At 43.1% G+C, this 24,632-nt stretch carries 22 protein-coding genes; 18 read left to right on the forward strand and 4 right to left on the reverse strand.

From position 1 onward, the window contains the following. Positions 1 to 98 precede the first annotated feature (98 nt). From AC0VYC_RS01810 to AC0VYC_RS01840, 7 genes are all read left to right on the forward strand, one after another. Positions 99 to 956 (forward strand): citryl-CoA lyase, encoded by an 858-nt coding sequence (locus AC0VYC_RS01810; protein ID WP_096880972.1) that lies wholly within the window; start codon positions 99 to 101, stop codon positions 954 to 956. Next, the gene (locus tag AC0VYC_RS01815; protein WP_335350184.1) at positions 953 to 2,386 is read left to right on the forward strand and encodes an aldehyde dehydrogenase family protein; all 1,434 of its coding nucleotides are present in this window, start codon (positions 953 to 955) and stop codon (positions 2,384 to 2,386) included. Before AC0VYC_RS01810 ends, AC0VYC_RS01815 begins: the two co-directional genes overlap by 4 nt. Positions 2,387 to 2,395: 9 nt before the next feature. Then, positions 2,396 to 3,169 carry a type I 3-dehydroquinate dehydratase gene (gene aroD, locus AC0VYC_RS01820; RefSeq protein ID WP_426578980.1) on the forward strand — a complete coding sequence of 258 codons (774 nt, stop codon included), beginning with the start codon at positions 2,396 to 2,398 and terminating at the stop codon, positions 3,167 to 3,169. Positions 3,170 to 3,207: 38 nt separating this feature from the next. Then, positions 3,208 to 4,968 carry a thiamine pyrophosphate-binding protein gene (locus AC0VYC_RS01825; RefSeq protein ID WP_047945860.1) on the forward strand — a complete coding sequence of 587 codons (1,761 nt, stop codon included), beginning with the start codon at positions 3,208 to 3,210 and terminating at the stop codon, positions 4,966 to 4,968. A 23-nt stretch (positions 4,969 to 4,991) separates the two neighbouring features. Continuing rightward, positions 4,992 to 5,372 (forward strand): cupin domain-containing protein, encoded by a 381-nt coding sequence (locus AC0VYC_RS01830; RefSeq protein ID WP_024718975.1) that lies wholly within the window; start codon positions 4,992 to 4,994, stop codon positions 5,370 to 5,372. 87 nt (positions 5,373 to 5,459) lie between these two features. Further along, a complete protein-coding gene (locus AC0VYC_RS01835) occupies positions 5,460 to 6,662 on the forward strand; it encodes a CaiB/BaiF CoA transferase family protein (protein WP_475389274.1) in 1,203 nt (400 codons plus the stop codon). 45 nt (positions 6,663 to 6,707) lie between these two features. Next, the gene (locus AC0VYC_RS01840; protein ID WP_268438513.1) at positions 6,708 to 8,018 is read left to right on the forward strand and encodes an MFS transporter; all 1,311 of its coding nucleotides are present in this window, start codon (positions 6,708 to 6,710) and stop codon (positions 8,016 to 8,018) included. Between the two features lie 242 nt (positions 8,019 to 8,260). On the opposite strand, the gene AC0VYC_RS01845 is transcribed toward AC0VYC_RS01840, so the two are convergent. Then, complete coding sequence (locus AC0VYC_RS01845; protein ID WP_475389276.1) at positions 8,261 to 9,622, reverse strand: hypothetical protein; 1,362 nt, start codon at positions 9,620 to 9,622, stop codon at positions 8,261 to 8,263. Between the two features lie 143 nt (positions 9,623 to 9,765). Here AC0VYC_RS01845 and AC0VYC_RS01850 point away from each other — a divergent pair, with 143 nt between their 5' ends. The 5 genes from AC0VYC_RS01850 (at position 9,766) to AC0VYC_RS01870 (ending at position 15,124) form a co-directional block, all read left to right on the forward strand. Next, complete coding sequence (locus AC0VYC_RS01850; protein WP_144668218.1) at positions 9,766 to 10,539, forward strand: IclR family transcriptional regulator; 774 nt, start codon at positions 9,766 to 9,768, stop codon at positions 10,537 to 10,539. Positions 10,540 to 10,624: 85 nt separating this feature from the next. Continuing rightward, complete coding sequence (locus tag AC0VYC_RS01855; protein WP_025206715.1) at positions 10,625 to 11,182, forward strand: shikimate kinase; 558 nt, start codon at positions 10,625 to 10,627, stop codon at positions 11,180 to 11,182. A 412-nt stretch (positions 11,183 to 11,594) separates the two neighbouring features. Further along, the gene (locus AC0VYC_RS01860; protein ID WP_060832059.1) at positions 11,595 to 12,542 is read left to right on the forward strand and encodes a dihydrodipicolinate synthase family protein; all 948 of its coding nucleotides are present in this window, start codon (positions 11,595 to 11,597) and stop codon (positions 12,540 to 12,542) included. 77 nt (positions 12,543 to 12,619) lie between these two features. Then, the gene (locus AC0VYC_RS01865; protein WP_017358562.1) at positions 12,620 to 13,627 is read left to right on the forward strand and encodes a LacI family DNA-binding transcriptional regulator; all 1,008 of its coding nucleotides are present in this window, start codon (positions 12,620 to 12,622) and stop codon (positions 13,625 to 13,627) included. Between the two features lie 120 nt (positions 13,628 to 13,747). Continuing rightward, a complete protein-coding gene (locus AC0VYC_RS01870; RefSeq protein ID WP_058336338.1) occupies positions 13,748 to 15,124 on the forward strand; it encodes an MFS transporter in 1,377 nt (458 codons plus the stop codon). Positions 15,125 to 15,354: 230 nt separating this feature from the next. On the opposite strand, the gene AC0VYC_RS01875 is transcribed toward AC0VYC_RS01870, so the two are convergent. Continuing rightward, positions 15,355 to 16,128, reverse strand: coding sequence for a class I SAM-dependent methyltransferase (locus AC0VYC_RS01875; RefSeq protein ID WP_475389280.1), 774 nt, complete (start codon positions 16,126 to 16,128; stop codon positions 15,355 to 15,357). Positions 16,129 to 16,246: 118 nt separating this feature from the next. On the opposite strand from AC0VYC_RS01875, the gene AC0VYC_RS01880 reads away from it, so the two are divergent. Continuing rightward, positions 16,247 to 17,152: a LysR family transcriptional regulator gene (locus tag AC0VYC_RS01880; protein ID WP_138279258.1), complete on the forward strand. Its 906-nt coding sequence runs from the start codon at positions 16,247 to 16,249 to the stop codon at positions 17,150 to 17,152. A gap of 197 nt (positions 17,153 to 17,349) precedes the next feature. Here AC0VYC_RS01880 and AC0VYC_RS01885 read toward each other — a convergent pair whose 3' ends face one another. Further along, entirely contained in the window at positions 17,350 to 18,135 is a 786-nt protein-coding gene (locus AC0VYC_RS01885; RefSeq protein ID WP_058336341.1) for a carbon-nitrogen family hydrolase, read from the reverse strand. Positions 18,136 to 18,345: 210 nt separating this feature from the next. Between AC0VYC_RS01885 and AC0VYC_RS01890 the strand changes: the two genes are divergently transcribed. Continuing rightward, the gene (locus AC0VYC_RS01890) at positions 18,346 to 19,308 is read left to right on the forward strand and encodes an acetylxylan esterase (RefSeq protein ID WP_274660764.1); all 963 of its coding nucleotides are present in this window, start codon (positions 18,346 to 18,348) and stop codon (positions 19,306 to 19,308) included. 70 nt (positions 19,309 to 19,378) lie between these two features. On the opposite strand, the gene AC0VYC_RS01895 is transcribed toward AC0VYC_RS01890, so the two are convergent. Further along, positions 19,379 to 19,693, reverse strand: a complete 315-nt coding sequence (locus tag AC0VYC_RS01895; RefSeq protein ID WP_008342068.1) for a hypothetical protein — start codon at positions 19,691 to 19,693, stop codon at positions 19,379 to 19,381. A 60-nt stretch (positions 19,694 to 19,753) separates the two neighbouring features. On the opposite strand from AC0VYC_RS01895, the gene AC0VYC_RS01900 reads away from it, so the two are divergent. The 4 genes from AC0VYC_RS01900 to AC0VYC_RS01915 all read left to right on the forward strand — a co-directional run bounded on the left by AC0VYC_RS01900 (position 19,754) and on the right by AC0VYC_RS01915 (position 24,565). Beyond that, positions 19,754 to 20,557 (forward strand): nucleotidyltransferase domain-containing protein, encoded by an 804-nt coding sequence (locus tag AC0VYC_RS01900; protein WP_274660765.1) that lies wholly within the window; start codon positions 19,754 to 19,756, stop codon positions 20,555 to 20,557. A 161-nt stretch (positions 20,558 to 20,718) separates the two neighbouring features. Beyond that, positions 20,719 to 21,636 carry a proline dehydrogenase family protein gene (locus AC0VYC_RS01905; RefSeq protein ID WP_024718963.1) on the forward strand — a complete coding sequence of 306 codons (918 nt, stop codon included), beginning with the start codon at positions 20,719 to 20,721 and terminating at the stop codon, positions 21,634 to 21,636. Positions 21,637 to 21,659: 23 nt separating this feature from the next. Next, entirely contained in the window at positions 21,660 to 23,207 is a 1,548-nt protein-coding gene (pruA, locus tag AC0VYC_RS01910; protein ID WP_217967572.1) for an L-glutamate gamma-semialdehyde dehydrogenase, read from the forward strand. A 125-nt stretch (positions 23,208 to 23,332) separates the two neighbouring features. After that, on the forward strand, positions 23,333 to 24,565 hold the full coding sequence (locus tag AC0VYC_RS01915) for a PucR family transcriptional regulator (RefSeq protein WP_008342058.1): 1,233 nt from the start codon (positions 23,333 to 23,335) through the stop codon (positions 24,563 to 24,565). Positions 24,566 to 24,632: the final 67 nt, after the last annotated feature.

A 24,632-nucleotide genomic window follows, 5' to 3' on the forward strand; every position in this document is an offset into this window, starting at 1 on the left:
GAATGCGCTTACAATGAAAACACATTCCAAAAAGTGAAATTGAATTCCACTAGACGGAATAAAAGGAGTCGTTCATCTCCAAATAAGTGGCTAAAGGAATGATTCACACAATGAAAAATCGAAGTGCACTGGAAATATACAAAGAAGGAGGCGCTTGGTGGGAGACTGAGATTAGTCATATTCAAAAAAATTCAATTGAACTTCGGGGCTATCCAATTGAAGAGCTTATTGGTCAATTATCGTATCCACAGATGCTTTATCTACTGCTTGTTGGTGAATTACTAGATGATTCGAAGGCAGCTCTTTTTGAAAGTGTTCTTGTCGCAGGTGCGGATCATGGGCCAAGAGCACCGTCTATTGCAGCGGCAAGAATGGCGGTTACGTGCGGCATTTCGTTTAATTCTTCTGTTGCAACAGGGGTGAATCTATTAGGTGATATTCATGGCGGAGCTGGTGAAAAGGCGATGCGTATGTTATATGAAGCCAAAGCAGCCTACGATGAACACGAGGATATCAAGTCTGCTGCAAAGCAAGTATGTCAGACGTGGTTAGCCCGCAAGGAAAAAATTCCGGGAATCGGTCATCAGCTGCATGATGATGATCCGAGAGTGAGACGGCTGTATGAGCTGAGTCAAACATATGTGCAGCAAGGTGATATCAGCGGAACGTACTTACGGTTAGCTGAGGCGATTAGACATGAACTTGAACAATTAAAAGGGAAAAAAATCACGATGAACATAGATGGTGTATCTGCTGCGATCCAATGTGAATTAAACATTCCAGCTGAAGCGGCAAAAGGCATCTTTTCCTTATCCAGAGGAATGGGCATCGTGGCGCATGCATATGAAGAGCTGACAAAAGGTGCCCTAGTGAAAGGTCCTTGTCCGAATGAAGAAAGACTTGTTCGTTATGCGGGGGTCGGGACGCGTCACTTGAAGGAGGGTGAGAGAATTTGAGTGAATTGAAAGCGTTGTCATATATAAACGGCGAATGGCTGGATGCAAACCATGTCAAAGAAGACATTATCAATCCATACTCTGGGGAAATGATCGGTACATCCTATCTTGCATCCTCAGAAGATATAGAACAGGCGCTTTCTATTGCGCAGCAAGCTAAAAAACAATTAGCGGCAATATCAGCATTAGAACGCTCAACGCTTCTAACAAAGGCAGCTGCCTTATTGGAAGAACAAAAAGAGCATTTTGCAAAACTCATTTCTTTAGAATTAGGCAAACCGCTTAAAAATACAAGAGATGAAGTCTCACGATCAATTGAAACGCTGGCGCAGTCAGCCGAAGAAGCCAATCGACTAATCGGTGAGACCATTCCTGGCAATGTATCTTCCCGTGGACAGAGAGCAATGGCGATGACATTTAAAGTACCGGTTGGGGTTGTGCTGGCGATTACGCCTTTTAATGCGCCTCTCAACTTAATTTGTCACAAAATCGGTCCAGCTTTTGCGGCAGGGAATGCCATTATTTTAAAACCAGCACCGCAAACATCAGCTGTTGCCACAGCGTTTGTTAAGCTCCTGCTTGAAGCAGGGTTTCCTGAAAAGAGCCTGCAGCTTGTGATTGGAGGAGTAGACGCCGGCAGACAGTTAGTCACTGATGAAAGAACCAATCTTGTTTCTTTTACTGGCGGTGCGGTGGGCGGAGAACATATTTCAAACTCTGCTGGATTAAAAAAGGTACTACTGGAACTCGGAGGAAATGGAGCGACGATTGTTCATCATGATGCAGATATCGAGCAAGCCGCATCTCTTTGTGCCAAAACGGGCTTTAGCAACTCTGGTCAAAGCTGTATTTCTGTTCAAAGAATTTATGTTCACAAGCAAATTATGTCGTCATTTACTGAGACACTTAAACAAAAAGTAGAGCAGCTCGTCGTTGGAGATCCGCTGTCTAGTGAAAGTGATATCGGCTGTATGGTTGATGTACAGGCAGCAAAACGTGTGGAGGCTTGGATACAAGAGGCAGAGAAAATGGGTGCCGGGCTTCTATCTGGAGGACAACGAAATGGCGCAAGCATCACACCGGCTATTTTGCTAAACCCGCCAAAACAAGCCAAGGTCGTCTGTGAAGAAGTGTTCGGTCCAGTTGTCAGCATTCTCCCATATGAGGAGCTGGATGAGGCAATCAAAGAAGCAAACGATAGTCGATATGGTTTGCAGGCAGGTGTCTTTACGAATCAGCTAGATGTTGCGTTACACGCAGCAAAAGAGCTTGAAACTGGCGGCGTAGTCATCAATGGGACATCGAATTTCAGACTAGATCACTGGCCATATGGCGGGATTAAACGAAGTGGTATTGGAAGGGAAGGCCCGCGTTTCGCCATCGAGGAGATGACCGAAACCAAAATGGTTGTGCTGCCAAATGGGCTATAAAGGGGGCAGATGGTTGTGAATGTCTTTCAGCAAAAGGTAAAGAGTGCGCAGACAGGCGGTCAGCCAATGATTTGTACGCCGCTCATTGGACAAACAAAGGAAGAATTGTTTCTTGAAGTTGAGGTGTTAGCTGAGAAAAAGCCTGATGTGATAGAGTGGCGAGCGGATTTTTTCAATCACCTCAATGACAAGGAACAAGTCATCGACACCCTAAAAGGGATGATCGAAAAGGCAGATAACATCCCATTTTTATTCACCATTCGTTCTGAAAAAGAGGGCGGCGAACGCATCTCACTCTCAGAGGGTGAAAAGGTTTCCCTGCTTGTTGAGCTTTGTGCCACTCAGCTTGTGGCTGCCGTTGATTTTGAATTAATGCATGATGTCTCGCATATCCAGCAAGTCAGTCAGGCGGCTAAGAGAAACGGGGTCATCTTGATTGTGTCGTACCACGATTTCCAGCGTACCCCTGCGGCGGATCGGCTCGTGGAGCTATTCACCCATGCAGAATCGGTTGGCGCCGATATCGCAAAGATCGCCGTCATGCCGCATTCCTATGAGGATGCATTGACACTGCTTTCTGCGACGGGCAAGGCGAACAAGCATCTGTCCATCCCCGTTATTTCGATGGCGATGGGGGAATATGGCGCCTTCACAAGAATGGTAGGTGGACTCTTTGGGTCTATCATGACCTTTGCTGTAGGGAAAGAAAGCTCAGCACCTGGACAAGTTGCGATACAGGATTTGAATACCGTTCTATCGATTGTGTTTTCAAAGAATCAGTGAGTAGCAGATTCATAGCTGCACCGTGAGAGGAGAGAAACATGAAGAAGAATATATCTACACAGGTCATTCAGTATTTAGAAAATCGAGGAGTTGAGCATATCTTCGGTCTGTGCGGTCATACGAATATTGCTTTTTTATCAGCGCTAGAAAAAAGCCGTATTCAATTTGTGAATGTCAGACATGAACAGATAGCTGCGCATGCAGCAGACGGTTATGCACGAGCGAAAAAACAGACGGCTGTTGTGCTCAGTCACTTAGGTCCTGGACTCACCAATGCGGCAACAGGCGTAGCGAATGCCGCACTCGATTCCATTCCAATGGTTGTCATTGCAGGAGATGTTCCAAGTCATTACTACGGAAAGCACCCACACCAAGAAATCAATCTTCATTCCGATGCTTCTCAATACGAAATTTATCGCCCGTTTGTGAAAAGAGCATGGCGAGTCGACATTCCAGAATTATTTCCAGAAATTCTATCAAAAGCGTTTCAGTTAGCTGAAAGCGGCCGCCCTGGGCCAGTCCTGATTTCAGTTCCGATGGATGTGTTCTCAAAAGACTTAGATGTGTCGTTATTTGAACAAATCGCTCATCATACACACACCGTTGAAAAACCATCAATTGATGATCAAACAGCGAATCGGATATTAGATCGATTGCTGCAGGCAGACAAACCGCTTTTATATGTAGGGGGAGGCATTTTACTAGCCGATGCAGCAGAAGAGTTAAAGGCATTTTCTGACCATTTGAGTATCCCTGTTGCCCATTCTTTGATGGGGAAAGGGGCGATGCCAGATGATCATCCAATGACCCTTGGGATGACAGGATTTTGGGGGACGAAATTTATCAATGATCAGTGTAAAGCAGCGGACTATATATTGGCTTTAGGCACCCGTTTTGCTGAAGCAGATGCGAGTTCGTGGGAATCGGAGTATACGTTCAATTTCCAATCAACCAAGCTCATTCATATTGACATTGATCCGAATGAAATTGGCCGAAATTATCCTGTGGAAATTGGAGCGGTAGCAGATCTCAAACAGGCCCTGACCGTACTCAATCGTGTGGCGAAAGAAAGGCTGCCAGAAGGTCTGGATCGCCCTCAATTGAAAAAGGATATTGCGGTATATCGTGAGGAATTTCAGAAGAGCAATTTGACGAATATTCAAGACGAGTCTTTCCCGATGAAACCACAACGTATTTTGCAGGAAGTGCGGGAAGTATTGCCGCCTGATGCCTTCATTACAACCGATGTTGGCTGGAATAAAAATGGGGTCGGACAGCAATTTCCTGTATTCACCCCAGGCACTATTTTAACCCCAGGTGGTTTTGCGACGATGGGATTTGGCGCTCCTGCTGCACTTGGAGCAAAGATTGCCCAGCCTGACCGTGTCGTTGTATCACTTGTTGGGGACGGCGGCTTCGGTCAAAATCCATCTGTTCTCGCAACAGCTATGGAAGAAAACATTCCTGTCGTGTGGATTGTGATGAACAACAGTGCGTTTGGAACGATCGCCGGCTTGCAAATGGCACACTATGAAACGACATACGGCACTGTTTTTAGAAAAGATGGAGAAAGCTATTCGCCTGATTTTGCAGCCATTGCAAGAGGTTATGGGATGAAGGGGATCAAAATTACGGCGGCTTCTGAATTCAAAGAAGCTTTGGCGGAAGCGATCGCTTCTCAGGAACCGTGTGTCATTGATGTAGCGATGAAAAATGATCCTGTGCCTACTGATGGACATTGGAACATTAATGATATTTATTCACCAAATACAAAACGTTCACATGTCAGTGTGAACTAAACATGACTAGGGAGGAATCAACAATGAAAATTAAAGTGTTAAATCCATTTCAAGACGGTCATCCATTATGGTTAGGTTTAGATCATCCAGAAGAGAACATGATTCGGAAGGTGTTTCAAACGATCACACCAGATACCGTTGGATCAGAGCATATGATGGCAGGTCTCACTATTTTTGAGCCGGGAGAAGCAAGCTCAGTACACAATCACCCGGGTTCAGAGGAATTTGATTATGTGATTAAAGGGTCTGGCGAAGTCATTTGCGATGGAGAAAGACAATCATTTAAACAAAATGACTTTATGTTTATTCCAGACGGTGTCTCGCATCAGCATGTGAACACAGGGGACGAACCTTTATGGCTGATTTGGCTCTATACACCGCAAGGGCAGCTGCCGAAGGACTAAAGAAACCTTGCACGAGAGAAAGAAGAAAAGGGGCTAAAATAGAAAGCATTTTAGCCCTTTATCAATTGAACGAAAGGGAGTCAAGCAATGAATAAGAATACACCACTTGAAGGAATCAAAATATTAGATGTTTCAACGATGATTGCTGCACCATACGGCGCGGTGCTTCTAGGAGATTTCGGTGCAGAGGTCATTAAAGTCGAGATTCCTGGAAAAGGGGATACACTGCGGCATGTTGGCCCTTTTGCAGATGGTGAACCTTTGAGATGGTCAGGGCTTTCAAGGAATAAGAAATCTCTTACACTCGATCTACACAAAGAAGAAGCAAAAGACATTTTTAAAAAGCTTGCAGCGCAGGTTGATGTGATCATTGAAAATTTTCGTCCGGGCACACTTGAAAAATGGGACGTTGGGTACGATGTATTAAAAGAAATCAACCCTCGTTTAATTATGATTCGAGTTTCGGGTTATGGGCAAACCGGTCCATTTAAGGACAAGGCGGGATTTGGTACACCTGCGACGGCATTTAGCGGCTTTACATATATTCAAGGGTTTCCAGATCGGCATCCAGTCAGCCCGTCCTTTTCCCTTACGGATTATATCGCAGGAATCTATGTGGCGTTTGCCACTGTGACAGCGATGTATTACCGTGACACACATCCAGAAGGAACAGGGCAAATGGTGGATTTGGCTCTCTATGAATCTGTATTCCGCATGTTAGAATTTTTGGTTGCTGAATATGACAAGCTAGGGAAGGTGCGTGAGCGTTCACCAGGGTTAAGCGGTCATTCAAGCCCTGCCGGCACCTATGAGACAAAGGACGGGCATTATTTGGTTCTTGTGACGAGTACAGATTCGACCTTTAATCGATTGGCAGAGGCGATGAATCGCTTAGATTTACTACAGAACGAGAAATTCTCTGTGAATGCAGCCAGGCTGAAGCATAACGATGAAATGGATGCGATCGTCTCGCAGTGGATTGCGTCCAAAACAAGAGATGACGTCCTAGACATTCTAGATACACATGGTGTGCCTGTGAGTCCGATTCTAAGCATTCGGGATATCTTTGAGCATCCGCAATTTAAAGCACGAGAAAATATTGTCGAGGTGCATCATCCACGTCTTGGAAAAGTGAAGGTGCCTGGAATCATTCCGAAGTTTGAAAAAACCCCCGGCCGTATTCGCCATATTGCGCCTGATTTAGGTGAACATAATTATGAAATCTTAACGAATATGCTTGGCTTCACAGCAGAAGAGTGTAAACAGTTAGAAGAAAAAGGGGTCATTTAAGACACTCAACCGATCCGCACGCTGCGGAAACAAAGGAGGATGGTTATGAAAGTGCATTCAGAACTGAAGGGGAACGACTTGCGGCCTGCTTATGTGAAACCAACAAAAGCTCGTTTCGGCATCTTGATTCTGTTGTTTTTTATTACCGCTATTAACTATATTGATCGAGCCAGTGTATCCATTGTTGCACCTGCGATTCAGTCTTCATTGCAATTAAACCCTGCCTTATTAGGCCTCATCTTTTCAGCATTTAGCTGGACCTATACAGCCATGCAGATCCCTGGCGGCTTTATTCTTGATAAGTTTGGATCAAAGGTAACGTATGGAATATCACTCATTACTTGGTCTATTTTCACCGGTTTACAGGCGTTTGCGAACAGCTTTGCCTTCTTATTTGGCTGCCGTTTGTTTATCGGAATTACAGAATCTCCCGCATTTCCTGCGAATAATCGCATTGTGACCACATGGTTTCCAAGGCGGGAACGCGCATTTGCAACAGGGGTTTATACCGCTGGAGAGTATGTGGGGCTTGCATTTGCGACACCTCTTCTTTTTTGGATCATGACAACTTTCGATTGGAGAACCGTCTTTATCACTGCTGGTGCGCTCGGTATTATATTTGCTTTCTTTTGGTACAAGTTTTATCACGAACCAAAAGAGCATCCGAAGATCAATGAAGATGAGTTAGAATTGATCCGTCAAGGCGAAGGACTGACTGTGGCATCACAGGAGAAACTGAAATGGGCAGACTTTGCCGCACTTTTAAAATATCGTAAATTGATTGGACTCTATATTGGTCAATTTTCTGTTGCGTCTACCCTCTTTTTCTTTTTAACATGGTTTCCGACCTATTTAGCAGAGGCGAAAAATATGGCCTTTCTCAAAGTGGGTTTTGCGGCATCCCTGCCATACATCGCTGCATTCTTTGGAGTGCTGTTTGGAGGCTATGTGTCTGACTGGCTGCTTAAAAAGGGTGTATCGGTCAATGTAGCGAGAAAGCTGCCGGTTGTGGTCGGTCTGCTTCTGACAAGTACCATTGTTTTAGCGAATTTTACAACGAATATCCCGCTTGTGCTGACTATTTTATCCATCGCGTCCTTTGCGCAAGGACTGTCTAATATCTCCTGGACCATGCTGTCTGAGGTAGCACCAAGAGAAATGGTCGGGCTGGCTGGCGGCGTATTCAACTTTTTTGCTAACTTATCCGGCATCATCACCCCGCTGATCATCGGATTCATTGTATCGGCGACAGGCTCTTACAACGGCGGTATTTTATTCGTCAGCCTAGTGGCATTAGGCGGAGCGTTGTCGTATATCTTTATTGTAGGTAAGATTGAACGGATTCAATTAAAATAATAGAGAGTAAGAAAAAGAGAACTCATTGGGTTCTCTTTCAGCGTGTAGACAAACCCTCGCATTCGGTGTCAGTCCTGCGTGCCGGTGCTCACGAATGTCAAATTCGCTCCGCGCCGGTACTCGTCCTTCCTAGGGCTGCAAAGGTTTTCTATCACACTGAAAAAAAGACAAAGGGCTAAAATCAAATTCATTTTAGCCCCTTGTCAACAAACTTGAAAGAGAACTCATTGGGTTCTCTTTTTCTATGAATAAAAGATGACGGTGATGATCGTTGCACATGCGATACCCATGCTGATATAAAAACCAGCAAACCAGATATTCCATCGAGTGATTCGGTAAGGGTTGACCTTCATCAAATCGGCTAATAGGGAGACAGATACATTATATGGGCTAAACATGACCGTTGAGGTTCCAGCGATAATGAGCATGATTGCGATGGGAAGGGCAGGCAGTTCATGAATGACAGGTGCCATCAAGCTCACTAAGAGAGCAAGCGAAACGAGCGGGTGGAAACCGCAAAGAGCGGTGATGAGAAAATACAGCCCGATGACCCCATAAACCCAAATGGCATGATCTGATATACTGACGATAAATGCTTGAATCGGCTGCAAGCTGTTTGTGACAAGCAGCATATCGACAAAGAAGCCCGCGCTTAAAAATAGACACATATAATTGGAGAGCTGGCGGGTTCGTTCTTTCCAATGGGGAATAGAGACGGCTACATATTGTTTTCGTTTTTTGATGATAGACGAGAATAATAGAGCGAAAGGAATAATCGTCAGCACAACAGTGAACAGATAACCTTTCCCAATCCAGGCGTCAACAAGCGAAACGACTGTCATAAAACTGAGCAGCATGAAAGCAAGCTGAATGGTTTTTCTCTTGATGCGATGAGGGTTGGGGTGAGCTTCTGCCGGCTGGATGATATGCGGCAATCGTTTGCTTTGACGAGAAAACAGCAACCAATCCGTCAACAGCACAAGCACCATTAAACAAAAGGTAACGGGTGCAATCTGATAATATTTCAATTTGGTTGCATCAATGGTGACACTCACCAGTACTTCGACAGGACTCCAGCTAAGACATAGCGCATATGACCTTAAAAGATTGCGCGTATAAAGGTGCTGTTTGACTTGTTCCTGAAGGGCGTTCAGCGACGGCTTCAAGGATGTATATAATAAGGGAATCGTTGCGATATTTAAAAACATGCCAAGAACATGAGTGACAAAAGAACTCTTGCGATAAAGCTGATTTGTACTCGTTGTATGTAAGGTAAGCAGTTTATTTAATTGAGTATCGAAATGTCCAACATGTATGAGAGAATGAATAAATGGCAACATGAAAAATAAAGAAAGCAAGCCTAGCATGGAATGAAAATGAAGAAAAAGCGTATGCAAAGGCTGTTCTGACCAGAAAAATAACACCAATCCAATCAAGAGAAACATAGCACCCGTTTTCAAATAAAGCCCATTGGCCTTCTTAAAGGAAATGGTGAGCGAAGCAGCCGCCAGCAGACCAACCAAATAGGAGAGAATGGGAGCAGGGAATAGTTGATGAACGATGTATAAGCTAATAAGAAGTGTGAAAATGAGCAGGTAGATCATGATATCTCCTCCATCAAAACATCTATCGGTTTTATTCCGTACAGTGGAATTTGTTTTCTTTTAATGGAACATTTAAAATGGATTATAGCAAAATTGGTTAATCATGTCGATAAGAAATCAAAGGGGAAAAGGAGAAAGTGAACATGGCTGATAAAAAGTCAAAAGAAGAATCAGGATTGCGTACCGTTCAGCGCGCTTTGGATATTCTTTCTTGCTTTAGCGAAGAACGTCAAGAGTTGACGCTAACGGACATTTCAAAAGAGATGAACTTAGCAATGTCTACCACAACGAGACTGCTCAAGGCACTTGAAATGAATCATTTTGTGGAAAAGAACCAAGAGACGATGAAGTACCGGCTCGGTCAAAGACTTTATCTTCTCGGTTATATTGCTGGGAAGTCCATCAAATTGAGGGAACTGGCAAAACCGCTCATGTACACACTTCGTGATGAAACAAAGGAAACCGTCAACCTGTATGTGCTCGATCACCAAAGCAGGGTATGTATTGAACAAGCCGAAGGGCTGCAATCGATTCGGCATCTTGTGAAAATCGGTGAGAAGCTGCCGTTATACGCTGGTGCTGGTGGAAAGGTGCTGCTTGCTTTCCAAAGCGAAGAGTTTCAACAGCAAGTTTTCGCGTCTGAGGCTGATCACATGACGATGGAGGAATGGCAAAAAGAATGTCGTCATATTCTTGAAACGCATACCGCTTGCAGTATTGATGAACGGGAAGTCGGATCGGCGGCAGTGGCGGCACCGATCTTTAACATTCATGGGGAAGTGCAGGCATGTTTATCCATCTCTGGACCGACCCAACGATTTACTGAAGATGTCATCCCTCAGCTGCAGCAAAAAGTGAAAGAGCATGCCGAGAAGCTCTCCGAACAGCTCGGTTACGTCGTCAAACACAATTTTTAAGAATGCCTATCTTTTCTCAGTCCATTTATCATATAATAGAAACATTATGTAGCATTCCTTGTCGTAAGGAGGACGTGTCACGAACATGAAAAACAATAGAGAGATTCCTGTGAGACAGCGAAATATTGTCCTCATTGGCTTTATGGGCGTTGGGAAAACAACCATTGGGCAGCTGGTTGCCAAAAAGTTATATAGAGATTTTATTGATGTTGATCAGGAGATTGAGAAAAAGTACAACATGACGATTCCAGAAATGTTTCAGCAAAAAGGAGAAGATTTCTTCAGACAGGCTGAAAAGGACTATATCGTCGATTTATGTGAACATACTCAGCTAAAGATCGTGTCTCTTGGAGGCGGTGCGTTTAAACAGGAAGAAATCAAACGATCTTGCTTAAAGCATTGTACGGTTCTTTTCCTTGACCTATCTTGGGAGAATTGGAAACAGCGGCTGGATATTTTAATTGAAAACCGTCCTGTTCTTCATAACCGCACGCTTGACGAGATGAAAGAGCTGTTTGAAGAGCGCCGGGAAATTTATTCCCTTCATAACTCAAGAGTGGAAACAGATCATCTAGAAGCTGAAGAAGTCGCCAATTATATTGTCGACACACTCAAGCTTGGCTGGGATCTATATTCGAAATAAAAAAGTCTATCCTAAGGGGGTAGACTTTTTCTATTAGATCAGGAGTAGTCAAAGAAATCACAGTCTAAGTTGGATGATGGATGAAAAAAAGAAGAAAAGATGTTTTTTCCTTCGTCATTATATCAAAATGTATGCATCCTCTATGTGGTGTGACTAGCCGTTTGAAAAAAGTGGTGATTAGACTACAACTAGGTCAAGATGATGAGGTTTTTTGATTGATGTGGGAAACGAAATATATCTCTCATTTTCTTTTTTTGAAAAAATAAAATAGTATCTAAATTCTAATAATCGTTTTTTGAATTATTATAATTTTTAAAAATATTGTTGACACCTTCGGTTAGATCATTCTATGATTATTAACGTAAACGCTTACCGTAAACGTTTACTATAACGGATGGGGAGGAATTTGTTGATGAAAAATAAAGAAAAATGGAGCGGTGTATTCCCGGCAGTCTTAATTCCTTTTAAAGATGACTATTCAATTGATGAACCTGCTTTTCGTAAGCTTGTTCGCTGGGTGGCGGGGCACGAAGGGATTAATGGGATCGTTGTCAATGGACATACTGGCGAGATTATGACTTTGCTGCCACATGAACGAGCTGAAGCTGTGCGTATTGCAGCCGACGAATTAAAGGGAGAAATTCCTGTCATTTCTGGGGTTTCTGCTGAAGGGACAATTGAAGCGATCCAGCATGCAAAAGCAGTGGAGGAAGCTGGTGGAGAAGGTATTCTTCTTATGCCGCCACATTCATGGCTGAGATTCGGTATGCAGCCTGAGTCACCTGTCCAATTCTTTAAAGATGTTGCAGAAGCAATTGATATTTCAATCATCGTCCATCAATATCCAACATGGACAAAAACCTCTTATACAACCAGTCAATTATTAGAAATGTCGGAGATTCCAAACGTTGTCTCATTTAAAATCGGTCAAAGAGACATGGCGCAATATGAAGTGGATGTGCGCGCACTGAAAAAGCATGCACCAGATGTATCGTTGCTCACATGTCACGATGAATATTTATTGCCAACATTAGTTCAAGGAATTGATGGGGCGCTTGTAGGTTTCGGCTGTTTTGTCCCAGATTTGATTGCTGAGCTTGTGAAATGTGTGGAAGAACAAGACCTTGTAGCGGCTAATAAAGTGTACGATAGAATCTTTGAATTAAAGCATGCTGTGTATAAAATGGATGAACCTTCTTCTACCTCTCATCTGCGAATGAAGGAAGCGATGTTCCAGCGAGGTTTGATCAGCAGTTCGCTTGCGAGGAAGCCAGTATTACCTTTAACTCAAAAGGAAAAAGAAGAGATTCGTCAGGGCCTTCAAAGTGTTGGTTTACTTAAGGAAAACGTTAGTAAATAACAGACCATTGATTTCATGATGAAGGTGAGTCAGGTTATAATAGAGTATAAAACAACAGACTCCCGGAGGTATGAAATGTGTCAGTAAGTATTAAAGATGTCGCATTGAAAGCTGGAGTATCTATCGCCTCTGTTTCCCGAGTATTAAGTGGCAAACCAGGAGTAGGTGCTCAAACGGCTGAAAGAATTAAACAAGTGATTGATGAATTAGGCTATCGTCCTAATTTAGGAGCTAGAGGGCTCGTTAAAAGAAAGACTGGCAATATTGCTGTCGTGGTTCCTCGTGGTTCATATATTTTGAATAATCCATTTTTTTCGACGATTTTAGATGGGATAGCGAAGGAATTAGATGAGACTGAATTTAATATGTTGATGTCATTTACATCTGTACAGCAGCAGCGATTACTTGAAACGCAGGCTGTAGATGGTGCCATTTTATTTTCTCCAAGAAATGAAGAATTGAGCATGGATTGGTTAAAAAGTTTGGCTATTCCCATTATCGTTGTCGGAAGTTACTTAGAGGATTCTCCATTTCCATGTGTCAGGCCAGATGATGAGGAAGGTGTGTGTCAATCTGTCACGGCCTTATTTGATAAAGGTCATCGAACCATTGGACTGGTCAATGGTCCAATGAGTTCGATGCATAGTGTGAGGTATTACAAGGGGTATGAGCGTACACTGAAAAGTTTAGGATTAACAATGAACAAAGAGCTTGTGTTTGAGTTAGATGAATTTGATGGGGGAAAAGTAGTAGAAGTGGTTTCTCAATTTCTCCAAGGAAACCAGCACATGACTGGAGTTGTTTGCTCTTCAGATTTTTTGGCGATAGGGGTCATGAAAGCGGCAGATATCGCAAATGTGTCAATACCTCATGATTTGTCTGTCGTTGGTGCTGATGATGTGCCCATTGCAAGTTTTCTAACCCCTTCTTTATCTTCTGTTCATGTTGATTTAGTTGGAATGGGAAGAAAAGCGGTTTCTTTACTAACGCAGTTAGTAGAAGGAGAACAGTTAGAGAAAATGGAACATATCTTCCCGATGTACTATGTAGATCGTGGCACCACGGGAACGCCAAAAAAGAAATGATAGATGCTGAAAACTCATATGATCGCTTTAGAATGTCTCTTCATTTAAAATGTAAGCGATTTCTTTTGTGCTCATCAGCATGTACTTTTGCATCATTTCCTCTATTAAGGAGGAGATATCATGACGTTAGAACTCAGCGGAAATTCAAATTCTCATGATGAGCAAGTTGTTGATAGAGCTTCACAACTATTGACTAGGATGGAAAGTGTACCTTTTTCGAGATGGCATTTAAAACCTCGTATCATTATGGGATCTGCTACCTTTTTTGATGCTTTTGATGCACTATCTTTAGCGTTTGTTCTCCCAGTTCTCATCGGCATGTGGAATTTATCACCTGCTCAAATTGGTCTTCTTATTGGGTCTGGTTATATCGGACAAGCGATTGGTGCTATTTTCTTTGGATGGTTAGCAGAAAGACGTGGCCGTGTATTTAGTGCAAAGTGGACTGTATTTCTCATGTCTATTATGAGTATCGCATGTGTATTTTCAGGTAACTTTATGGCCCTTTTTATTTTTCGTTTTATACAGGGGATTGGAGTAGGAGGAGAAGTGCCAGTAGCGGCCTCATATATCAATGAGTTGTCCCGGGCCCAAGGCAGAGGGAGATTTTTTATGCTCTATGAGATGATTTTTCCATTAGGATTAATGATCTCAGCTCAAATTGGTGCATTTGTTGTCCCTAGCTTTGGGTGGAAATGGATGTTCTTGATTGGTGGAATTGGCGGTTTAATCGTCTTTGTCTTCTTTTTCATGTTGCGTGAATCTCCAAGATGGCTTATTTCAAAAGGCAGGTTAGATGAAGCCGAAGGAATCATTGAAGAGATTGAAGCTAGTACGGATAAACGAATGCCTGTTGCAAAGCAAGTGTCCAGCAGCACTGAAAAAGGCGACTGGAAAGAGCTCTTTTCTACTTTTTATCGTAAAAGAACATTGATCGTATGGGGACTATGGTTTTCTGCCTACTTTGTATCGAATGGATTAAATAACTGGTTACCGAGTCTTTATAATACGGTTTACAATTTGCCAGTTGGAGATTCATTAAGGGCAGCCTCTCTCACAAATATTTTACAGACCATAGGGGTATTCGCTTGTGCATTTTTAATCGATAAAGTAGGACGGAAGCGCTGGGCAACCATTGCATTTATCGTAACAGGTGCTTTATTAACGGCTTTATGGATCAGCGGAGCAAATTCTCCAGAAAGCGTTATTTATTTAGGGTCCGCTGCCTACGGAATGATGGGGACAATTACAGTTCTTCTCTATTTATATACACCTGAAATCTATCCAACCCGTATGAGGGTAATTGGTACGGCATTTGCTACAGCGTGGCTTAGGCTGGCCTCAGCGATCGCTCCTATTATGATAGGTTTTATTTTAGAGGTGAGCGGTGTTTCAACTATTTTTATTCTTTTTGCAAGTGTGACTGTAGTGGGAGCAATTCTTGCTTTTAAAATGATCGAAACGAGAGAGAAAGTATTAGAGGATATTGCACCGTAAGTGATGCATGCAGTGAAGAACTTATTCTAAAGAGGGTAGGTTCTTTTTTTATTCAGAGGATTTACGTACACTTTTGAAAAAGCCTAACCTACCTCAGTTCAATTATCTTATAATAGAAACATCATGCAGCACTCCTTGTCACGAACATGAAAAGTAATATCTATCAGATAGTGTAAATGTAGAATCAAAATATAAAAGTCTACCGGCCAGGGTAGACTTTTTCGATCAGTTTAATGTTTGATCCCTTGAAGCAGTGCGGCTTTTAGGCAAAAGGATATTGGCTGACGATGTTCGTCGAATTGCAGTTGAAACAGCTGTTTCGTTTCATCGTCTGCAGCATGAAGGTGGGCAACGATTTCCTTTTGAACATTCTCTGGTGTACGTCCTCGTATGATCCAGTCCTGATAATCAATATGCAGATCCCAGTAATGGATATCTTCTTTCGTCAGATGGTTGTCAGCGAAAAGCTCTTTCCATTCTGATAACGAGCTTTCTCGCACATGGGAGGGATCTCTCAGTCTATTTAAATGATTAATAAAGTCATCCTGTGCTTGGTTTTCAGGTGCATAATGATCGACAAGTAGAAATTTGCCGCCTTTCTTTAAGACTCGGCTGATTTCAGACATGGCTGCCGGGAGATGTGGGAAGTGATGAGCAGCAAATCGGCATGTGACGAGATCAAATGATGCATCAGAAAAGGGCAATGCGTCTGCGGATGCCTGCTCAAACGTAATGTGGTTCAGCTGTCGCTCTTCCGCAAGTGCTGTAGCAACCTCGATCATTTTGTGTGTGACATCAATCCCGATTCCTTTAGAGATGACGTCTGAAAAGGAAAAAACGGTATGACCTGCAGCACAGCCGATATCAAGTAGATGCTCATCGCCCTTTGCCTTCGCCGCCGTTTTCATCCATTCAAGTTCTTTTCCAGCTGCAAAGATGGGTGAATCTCGGTAGTTCTCTGCATTTTGTGAGAATTGTTTCTCGGCTTTTGAATATGGATTCATTCCTTTACCCCCTTTTTGTTGTTTCTTTATCGTAGGGTTCTTCCCGTGATTTGTCTAAGACATAAAAGATATGATATGAATAGTTAAAACCTATGAGGTGAGAGAAGTGGATATACGAATGATGGAATATGTCATGGAAGTGTACCGGCAGCAAAGCTTTACAAAAGCAGCGGAAAAACTTCACATTGCACAGCCCTCGTTAAGTCAGCAAATTAAAAAACTTGAGGAGGAATTAGATACTCCTCTGTTTATTCGGAAGTATGGACAAGTCACTCCTACACCTCAAGGAAACCGATTGATCAAAAGAGCAGAGACCATTTTGAAGGAACGAGATGATTTATTGCGTGAGATGGGGGAAGCTGCTTATGAGGTAGGGAAAGAACTGATGATCGGTGCGCCAGCTGTCACAGGGGGATATGTCCTGCCAAGTTTATTAAAAACCTATTGTCAAACGTATCCGCACGTTCACGTTCATTTGATAGAAGAATCGCCTCGTGAGCTAGAAAGACGTTTACTCGCTGGGAAACTGGATCTGGCGATTCTTTCTCTGCCTGTCGAGCATGAATCATTGAAAACAAAACAAATGCTGACAGAGCCGCTTCTCCTCGCCATTCCGCAAACGGCTCAACCGTGGTTGACGGATGAACTCAATCAAATCATCAATCAAGCGGATCAAGAAGGGTCTATCCCGTTTCATCTTCTGGAAGATGCCCCATTTATTATGCTGAAAGAGGGATATGGCTTTCGGCAAGTGGTCACGGAACTGTGCCGTCATCATGGCTTTCGGCCGAGGATTGCATTTGAAACAAGTCATATTCAAACAGCTCAGGCATTGGTTGAAAATGAGCTAGGTGTGACGGTGGTGCCGAAAATGGTGGCACAAGAGGAAAGGAAAGCAGTCACTTATTTACACATTGATTCATGCCCAACCCGTACTCTTGTGTTTGCATATGTGGAAGAAAGATATTTAACGAAAGCCGCTCAAGCCTTCATGGACCTTCAACAGAATCAAGGAAAAGCTTAAACAAACGTTTAATTAAACGTAAAAAGCAGGGGAGTCCCCTGCTTTTACCTTTTTTCAGCGTGATAGAAAACCTTTGCAGCCCTAGGAAGGACGAGTACCGACGCGGAGCGAATTTGACATTCGTGAGCACCGGCACGCAGGACTGACACCGAATGCGAGGGTTTGTCTACACGCTGAAAGCAGGGGGCCCCTGCTTTCTAATATAAATCCAGCCGCTGATCTGTCATAACGGGGATTTGTTGTCTCACTTCATCTACGAGCTGAAGATCAATGTTTGCATAATAAATGTCTTCTTCATCATTTGTCTCAAGTAGAATGCGTCCGAGCGGGTCAATCACCATGGAGTGACCAGGGAATTCAGTGTCTCTGCTTGTGCCCGTCCGGTTCACCGCAATCACAAATGACTGATTCTCAATGGCTCTTGCGATGAGCAGACTGCGCCAATGGTCCACTCTTGCTGACGGCCATTGAGCGGTATTAACAAGCACCTTCGCCCCTTTGTTCACGAGCGTCCTAGAAAGCTGAGGGAAGCGGAGGTCATAGCAGATCATGGTGCCAATCTTGACATCTTCATCATAGTTAAATAAACCAAGCTGATGACCGGCGGTTAAATAGTTGTGTTCATCCATTAAGCGGAATAAATGAATTTTATCATAATCTAACAAAAGCTCACCTTGGCGGTTAAAGACATACATTGTATTGGTGATGTTTTCATCTTCTGTCCTCTTATTTAAAACACTGCCTGCGATGAGATACACTTGGTGCTTGCGGGCAAAGGAAGAGAAGAGTTGTTTTGTTCGCTCGCCATCTGCATCGGCAAGCTCATCCGCTTGTTCTAACGCATAGCCGGTATTCCACATTTCAGGTAGAATAATCAAATCAGGCTGTTGGCGGATGGCTTCTTCTAAAAACGCTTCTGCTTTCTGAAAGTTCACATCAGGTTCTCCTATTTGTACGTCCATTTGAATCAGGGCGATGTTCATGTCGGTCTTCCTCCTTTATTCGTTTCATGCAATGAATGGTTCGGGTGATATTGCCTGAAACATCTAGTCTTCAAGCCAGTTTCTTTATCATAAAGCTTTCCGCCATCTTTGCCAATAGAAATGTCAGAAGGTTTTGTTAAATGACTTTCTCAATCAAGAAATGAGTGGTATGATACTCATAACTAATAAAACAAAGGGGAATAGTATGATATGCAATTGTTCGATTTATCACTAGAAGAGCTAAAAAAATATAAACCAAAGAAAACAGCACGTCCTGATTTCTCAGACTTTTGGAAGAAATCGCTCGAAGAACTGCGCCAAGTGGAGGCAGAGCCAACACTTGAATCTTATGACTATCCAGTGAAAGGCGTCAAGGTGTACCGCCTGACGTATCAAAGCTTTGGACATTCTAAAATTGAAGGCTTTTATGCTGTGCCTGATCAAACTGGTCCGCATCCAGCGCTCGTTCGTTTTCATGGCTATAATGCCAGCTATGACGACGGCATTCATGACATCGTCAACTGGGCGCTGCACGGCTATGCAACATTTGGTATGCTCGTCCGCGGTCAAGGTGGCAGTGAAGACACATCAGTGACGCCAGGCGGGCATGCATTAGGATGGATGACAAAAGGCATTTTATCGAAGGATACGTACTATTATCGAGGCGTTTATCTAGATGCTGTTCGTGCACTTGAAGTCATTCAGTCTTTCCCCGAAGTAGATGAACACCGGATCGGCGTAATTGGTGGGAGCCAGGGAGGCGCATTAGCGGTTGCAGCTGCAGCCCTATCAGACATTCCGAAAGTCGTCGTGGCAGATTACCCTTATTTATCAAACTTCGAGCGTGCAGTGGACGTTGCCTTGGAGCAGCCTTATTTAGAAATCAATTCATACTTTCGCAGAAACAGTGATCCGAAAGTGGAGGAAAAGGCATTTGAGACATTAAGCTATTTTGATTTAATCAATTTAGCTGGATGGGTGAAACAGCCAACATTGATGGCGATCGGTCTGATTGACAAAATAACCCCACCATCTACTGTGTTTGCGGCATACAACCATTTAGAAACAGATAAAGACCTGAAAGTATATCGCTATTTTGGACACGAGTTTATCCCTGCTTTTCAAACAGAGAAGCTGTCCTTTTTACAAAAGCATTTGCTTCTATCAACATAAGAGCATGACAAAGAGCTAAAATGACATTCATTTTAGCTCTTTGTCTTTTTCAGCTATTGGAGCGATCAGCTTAATAACTGGTGTTCTGTCTTGTTTTTTCATCAGGCACTAATGCTGTAACGATCAGGGCAAGGGCTGTGATGATGTGAAGGATGAATCCGAGAATCGGAATCCATGCAAGGCAGGATGTGACAATTCCAATGATACTTCCAATCATTGGTCCCTGGTCTCGCTTCGATAAGACGAGTGTGATAATATGCAGAATAAGCATGACCATGAGCGGTGAATAGCCATTGCTGATAACGAATAGACCTCCGATCACAGGGATAGCAAGGCAAGCTTCAAAAATCCCAGTGATCCATTTCATAATGCGAGATATAGACATCAGATCCAACTCCTTTTTCATATATGTCTTATTCGTATTTTCCCAAAAGGTGAAGAAGTCATGCAGAATTCTATAGAAAGAGTTGATGGACACTTGAGAGAGAGAATTAAGAAAGAGCTGAAAATCATCGAAGAAACGTATGACGTCAAGATTTGTCTTGCCGTCGAATCAGGCAGCAGGGCATGGGGTTTTCCCTCGACCGATAGTGATTATGATGTTCGCTTTTTATATGTTCCCCGGAAAGAATGGTATTGGGCGATGGAAGAGCATCGTGATGTCATAGAACGACCGATTGATGACATGCTTGATATCAGCGGCTGGGAGCTTAGAAAGGCACTGCGCCTATTCAATAAATCAAATCCGTCCATTATGGAATGGCTGTCTTCTGATATCATCTATGCTGAATCTTTCTCTTTGGCAAAGGAGCTAAGAGAATTAAAGGATCGAGCGTTTTACCCTGCGGCTTTGATGTATCATTACCTCAATATGGCTAATCGGAATGAAAGCCGGCATTTACGAGGAGAGCAGGTGCGAATCAAGAAGTATTTCTATGTGCTTCGTCCGCTGCTTGCCTGCCAGTGGATTGAACGTTACCGAACAGTTCCACCAATGGACTTTCATGAATTACTCAAGGAGCTAGTGGAGGAAGGCCCGCTGTTAGCAGAAATTCACGAACTGCTCAAACGTAAAATGGACGGAGAAGAAATGGATGTAGAGAATCGTCTCGCTCATGTCCATCCATTTATTGATCAAGAGCTGGCGCGTTTTGATGAATTGGTGAAAAGCTACAATCAGCCGAAAGACAATCTAATGCAAGAATTAAATGAGCTTTTGCAGTCTACCCTTGATGAGGTGTGGGCGTAGGAGGGGAGAGTCAGCCGGATAGCGGCAGACTCTTTTTTTATCTCTTATTGTGATAAAACCACAAAAAAAGTCAGAATTTTTGTCATCTTCAAATATTGTAGCGGACAGCTCATGAGCCTTACAATAAAGACATAGCTTACAAAGAGTGGGAGGTGCCCTTTATGGAGTCGGTCACAAGAAATTTCTTCTTGTTTTTGTCAAAGAGCAGTCTCTTGAACCATATTGCTCGTAATTGGGGAAGTGCTGTTGCATCAAAGAAAATCATCGGTGGGAAGGATTTTGAGAGCGCTATCCCTGTCATCAAACGATTAAACGATCAAGGTATGGCCGTAACGGTTGATCATCTCGGTGAGTTTGTCACAAAGGCAGAGATTGCAAATGAGCGGACGAATGAGTGTATTCAAACCATTCAGCGAATTGCAGAGGCGGGACTCAATTCCCACGTGTCACTTAAAATGACATCGCTTGGCTTAGATATTGACGATGACCTTGTGTATCGCAATATGAAAAGCATTTTAGATACGGCAGAGAAACACCGTATTATGGTGACAATTGATATGGAGGATGAACAGCGCTGTCAAAAAACGCTGGACATTTTTAAAGAAATGAAATCTCAATATGAGTATGTCAGTACGGTTTTGCAGGCGTATTTGTACAGAACAGAACAAGATCTTGATGACCTAAATGAGTTGCAGCCATTTTTAAGACTTGTAAAGGGTGCCTATAAGGAATCCGCCGAAGTGGCGTATCCAAACAAAAAAGACGTCGATCAGAATTACAAGAAGCTGATCGAAAAGCAATTACTCTCAGGGAACTATACAGCCATTGCGACACATGACGATCAAATGATCGAATTTACGAAACATATTGTGAAAAAACACAATATACAGACAAGTCAGTTCGAATTTCAAATGCTGTATGGCATGAGATCAGAAACGCAGCAAGCACTCGTGAAGGAAGGCTATCAAATGAGGGTCTACACCCCGTATGGACGAGAGTGGTATGGCTACTACATGAGACGTCTTGCAGAACGACCAGCAAACATTGCATTTGCTTTAAAAGGGATGACGAGAAAATAATTTGAAACGGGAGCGTGACAAAGATGACAACACCTTACAAGCATGAACCATTCACGGATTTTAGCCAGGAAGAAAATCGCCAAGCGTTTGAACAAGCATTAGCCAAAGTAACAGATTCACTTGGGCAAACCTATCCGCTTGTGATTAATGGAGAAAGAATCGAAACAACAGACAAGATTGTCTCGATCAATCCGGCGAAGAAGGAAGAAGTCGTGGGTACCGTATCAAAAGCTGGGAAAGAAGAGGCAGAGCAAGCGATTCAAGCTGCGGCAAAAGCGTTTGAAACATGGCGCTACACGTCTCCAGAAGAAAGAGCCGGCGTCTTATTCCGCGCTGCGGCAAGCATTCGCCGTAAAAAGCATGAGTATTCAGCCCTTCTCGTAAAAGAAGCAGGGAAGCCTTGGAATGAAGCGGATGCAGATACAGCAGAAGCCATTGACTTCCTAGAGTATTATGCCCGTCAAATGCTAGAGCTTGCGAAAGGCAAACCGGTGAACAGCCGCGAAGGGGAACGCAATCAATATGTGTACACACCAACTGGCGTGACGCTTGTCATTCCACCATGGAACTTCTTGTTTGCAATCATGGCAGGAACAACGGTTGCACCAATCGTCACAGGGAATACAGTTGTATTAAAGCCAGCAAGTGCGACGCCTGTCATTGCTGCCCGCTTTGTAGAAGAACTGGAGCAAGCAGGTCTTCCGAAAGGTGTTGTCAACTTCGTGCCAGGTAGCGGAGCAGAAGTTGGAGATTACTTAGTAGATCATCCAAAAACAAGCCTCATTACATTCACTGGATCAAGAGAAGTAGGCACACGTATTTTTGAACGTGCGGCAAAAGTACAGCCAGGACAACAGCATTTAAAGCGTGTTATTGCTGAAATGGGCGGTAAGGATACAGTCGTTGTAGATGAGGATGCAGATGTCGAATTAGCCGCTAATGCCATTTTCACATCAGCCTTCGGGTTCTCAGGTCAAAAATGTTCAGCTGGATCTCGTGCTGTCGTCCACGAGAAGTTGTATGACCAAGTCGTTGAGCGAGTGAAGGAAATCACAGAAACGAAAACAACAGCGAATCCGTTATCAGCTGATGTGTACATGGGACCTGTCATTGATCAAGCTTCCTTTGACAAGATCACGGAATATATCGAGATTGGCAAGCAAGAAGGTCGTCTAGTCACTGGCGGAACAAGTGATGATTCAGAAGGGTACTTCATTCATCCAACCGTGTTTGCAGATCTAGAGCCAACATCTCGTTTAATGCAAGAAGAAATCTTTGGACCTGTCCTAGCTTTCTCAAAAGTCTCAAGCTTTGATGAGGCGCTTGAAGTAGCCAACAACACAGAATACGGGTTAACCGGTGCGGTCATTACAAATAATCGTGATCACATCAACCGTGCGAAGCAGGAGTTCCATGTCGGGAACCTTTACTTTAACCGTAACTGTACGGGAGCGATTGTGGGATACCACCCATTTGGCGGCTTTAAAATGTCAGGAACTGATTCAAAAGCAGGCGGACCAGATTATCTTGCTCTGCACATGCAGGCCAAAACGATCAGCGAAATGTTTTAATATGGAAAAGCATGAACTCGTGCAGGCGAGTTCATGCTTTTTTTACCTGTCTACGACTTGTTTCTATACAAATATGACTGGAAAGAAGTATGATAAATGTATCACTTATTCAGGGAGCAATCGGGATGGAAGAGATATTAGAAAAGCTTCATACATTTTTTGATGTCGATAAATTAATTGCATTTATTAGTGGGTATTTAAAAAAACCAGTCATTTTAGAAAGTACTGAATGTCAGCTGCTTGCTTATAATTCTTACAGCATCCAGCAGTTCGACCCAGTCAATCAGCAAACCATTTTCTCAAAGGAATGTCCGGGAGCTGTGGTGGATTGGTTAAAAAAAACAGGGGTCATTGAGCAGCTATATACAGATTCAAATCCTTTTTATGTGAATGGTCATGAGGAGCTCGGGTTTAATCGACGAGTGGCTGTGAGCGCCAAGCACAAACAAGAGGTTGTCGGCTTTATTTGGGTGCAGGACATTGAAGATTCTCTCTCTCAAGAGGAGCTGCAATTTTTACACGAGGCATCGTTTCAGGTTGGAAAAGTTATTTATAAAAATAAGAAACAGTTGGAGAAAAAGGAAGGCAAGATTGAAGAGTTCTTCAAAAAGGTCATGGATGATCATTTTTATACAGAAGAAGAGCTGAAATGGGAAGCTGAGAATTTAAGCATTCCACTGCCAGCTGTCTTTACTGTGATGGTTGTTCATGCCGCCGATAACAAAAGTGAGACGGCAGAAGATGTGAAGGATATGATTAGAACCTATTTACAGCTAGAAGACAAGGTCAATCACGTCTACTCTGTGCAAGCAGACATCGTCGTGATATTAGGCAGTTTGTCAGATCGCCACTCACCAAAAGCGACCGCTGCGGATGTCGTCGCCCATCTTCAATCGAAAACGCATACACACCCATCTCCTTTATATATTGGGATGGGAAGAGAATATCGAGATGTCATGAAAATGAGCACAAGTCGATTTGAAGCGATAGAAGTCGTGAAAGCAGTGAAGATTGTCGGCGGACAGGAATTGATTCCATACGATTACGAGCATTTGGGGGTCTTCCGGTTCTTAGACTCGATTTACAGTCACCAAAAAAAGAAAAACGACTTTAATCCAGATTTGTTGCGCCTAAAGGAAAAAGACCGTGACAGCCAAACATCATTTTTAAAAACCTTAGAGGTCTACTTATTGAATAATTGCAAGCTAAAACCAGCTGCAGAGCAGTTGTTTATTCATCAAAATACATTAAACTATCGAATGAAACAAATTTTTGAAATGACGTCTATTGATTTAAGTCATTTTAGCCAGCGATGTGAGTTATTTATTGAATTGATGCTGATGAAAAAAGATCAATAGACGTGGACTCCGCAGGTGCAAAGGATGACCTGCGGATTTTTATGCGAGATCATAAAATGGCATACAA

This window comes from Bacillus sp. iso_77, from assembly GCF_056173625.1.

What these genes read in the sequence shown, in the direction of transcription:
- aroD (WP_426578980.1), top strand. Translation starts at nt 2,396, where the DNA reads ATGGTTGTGAATGTCTTTCAGCAAAAGGTAAAGAGTGCGCAGACAGGC.
- AC0VYC_RS01885 (WP_058336341.1), bottom strand. Translation starts at nt 18,135, where the DNA reads ATGAACATCGCCCTGATTCAAATGGACGTACAAATAGGAGAACCTGAT.
- AC0VYC_RS01870 (WP_058336338.1), top strand. Translation starts at nt 13,748, where the DNA reads ATGACGTTAGAACTCAGCGGAAATTCAAATTCTCATGATGAGCAAGTT.
- AC0VYC_RS01890 (WP_274660764.1), top strand. Translation starts at nt 18,346, where the DNA reads ATGCAATTGTTCGATTTATCACTAGAAGAGCTAAAAAAATATAAACCA.
- AC0VYC_RS01825 (WP_047945860.1), top strand. Translation starts at nt 3,208, where the DNA reads ATGAAGAAGAATATATCTACACAGGTCATTCAGTATTTAGAAAATCGA.
- AC0VYC_RS01830 (WP_024718975.1), top strand. Translation starts at nt 4,992, where the DNA reads ATGAAAATTAAAGTGTTAAATCCATTTCAAGACGGTCATCCATTATGG.
- AC0VYC_RS01860 (WP_060832059.1), top strand. Translation starts at nt 11,595, where the DNA reads ATGAAAAATAAAGAAAAATGGAGCGGTGTATTCCCGGCAGTCTTAATT.
- AC0VYC_RS01895 (WP_008342068.1), bottom strand. Translation starts at nt 19,693, where the DNA reads ATGTCTATATCTCGCATTATGAAATGGATCACTGGGATTTTTGAAGCT.
- AC0VYC_RS01840 (WP_268438513.1), top strand. Translation starts at nt 6,708, where the DNA reads ATGAAAGTGCATTCAGAACTGAAGGGGAACGACTTGCGGCCTGCTTAT.
- AC0VYC_RS01810 (WP_096880972.1), top strand. Translation starts at nt 99, where the DNA reads ATGATTCACACAATGAAAAATCGAAGTGCACTGGAAATATACAAAGAA.
- AC0VYC_RS01845 (WP_475389276.1), bottom strand. Translation starts at nt 9,622, where the DNA reads ATGATCTACCTGCTCATTTTCACACTTCTTATTAGCTTATACATCGTT.
- AC0VYC_RS01880 (WP_138279258.1), top strand. Translation starts at nt 16,247, where the DNA reads ATGATGGAATATGTCATGGAAGTGTACCGGCAGCAAAGCTTTACAAAA.
- AC0VYC_RS01850 (WP_144668218.1), top strand. Translation starts at nt 9,766, where the DNA reads ATGGCTGATAAAAAGTCAAAAGAAGAATCAGGATTGCGTACCGTTCAG.
- AC0VYC_RS01875 (WP_475389280.1), bottom strand. Translation starts at nt 16,128, where the DNA reads ATGAATCCATATTCAAAAGCCGAGAAACAATTCTCACAAAATGCAGAG.
- pruA (WP_217967572.1), top strand. Translation starts at nt 21,660, where the DNA reads ATGACAACACCTTACAAGCATGAACCATTCACGGATTTTAGCCAGGAA.
- AC0VYC_RS01855 (WP_025206715.1), top strand. Translation starts at nt 10,625, where the DNA reads ATGAAAAACAATAGAGAGATTCCTGTGAGACAGCGAAATATTGTCCTC.
- AC0VYC_RS01900 (WP_274660765.1), top strand. Translation starts at nt 19,754, where the DNA reads ATGCAGAATTCTATAGAAAGAGTTGATGGACACTTGAGAGAGAGAATT.
- AC0VYC_RS01915 (WP_008342058.1), top strand. Translation starts at nt 23,333, where the DNA reads ATGGAAGAGATATTAGAAAAGCTTCATACATTTTTTGATGTCGATAAA.
- AC0VYC_RS01905 (WP_024718963.1), top strand. Translation starts at nt 20,719, where the DNA reads ATGGAGTCGGTCACAAGAAATTTCTTCTTGTTTTTGTCAAAGAGCAGT.
- AC0VYC_RS01835 (WP_475389274.1), top strand. Translation starts at nt 5,460, where the DNA reads ATGAATAAGAATACACCACTTGAAGGAATCAAAATATTAGATGTTTCA.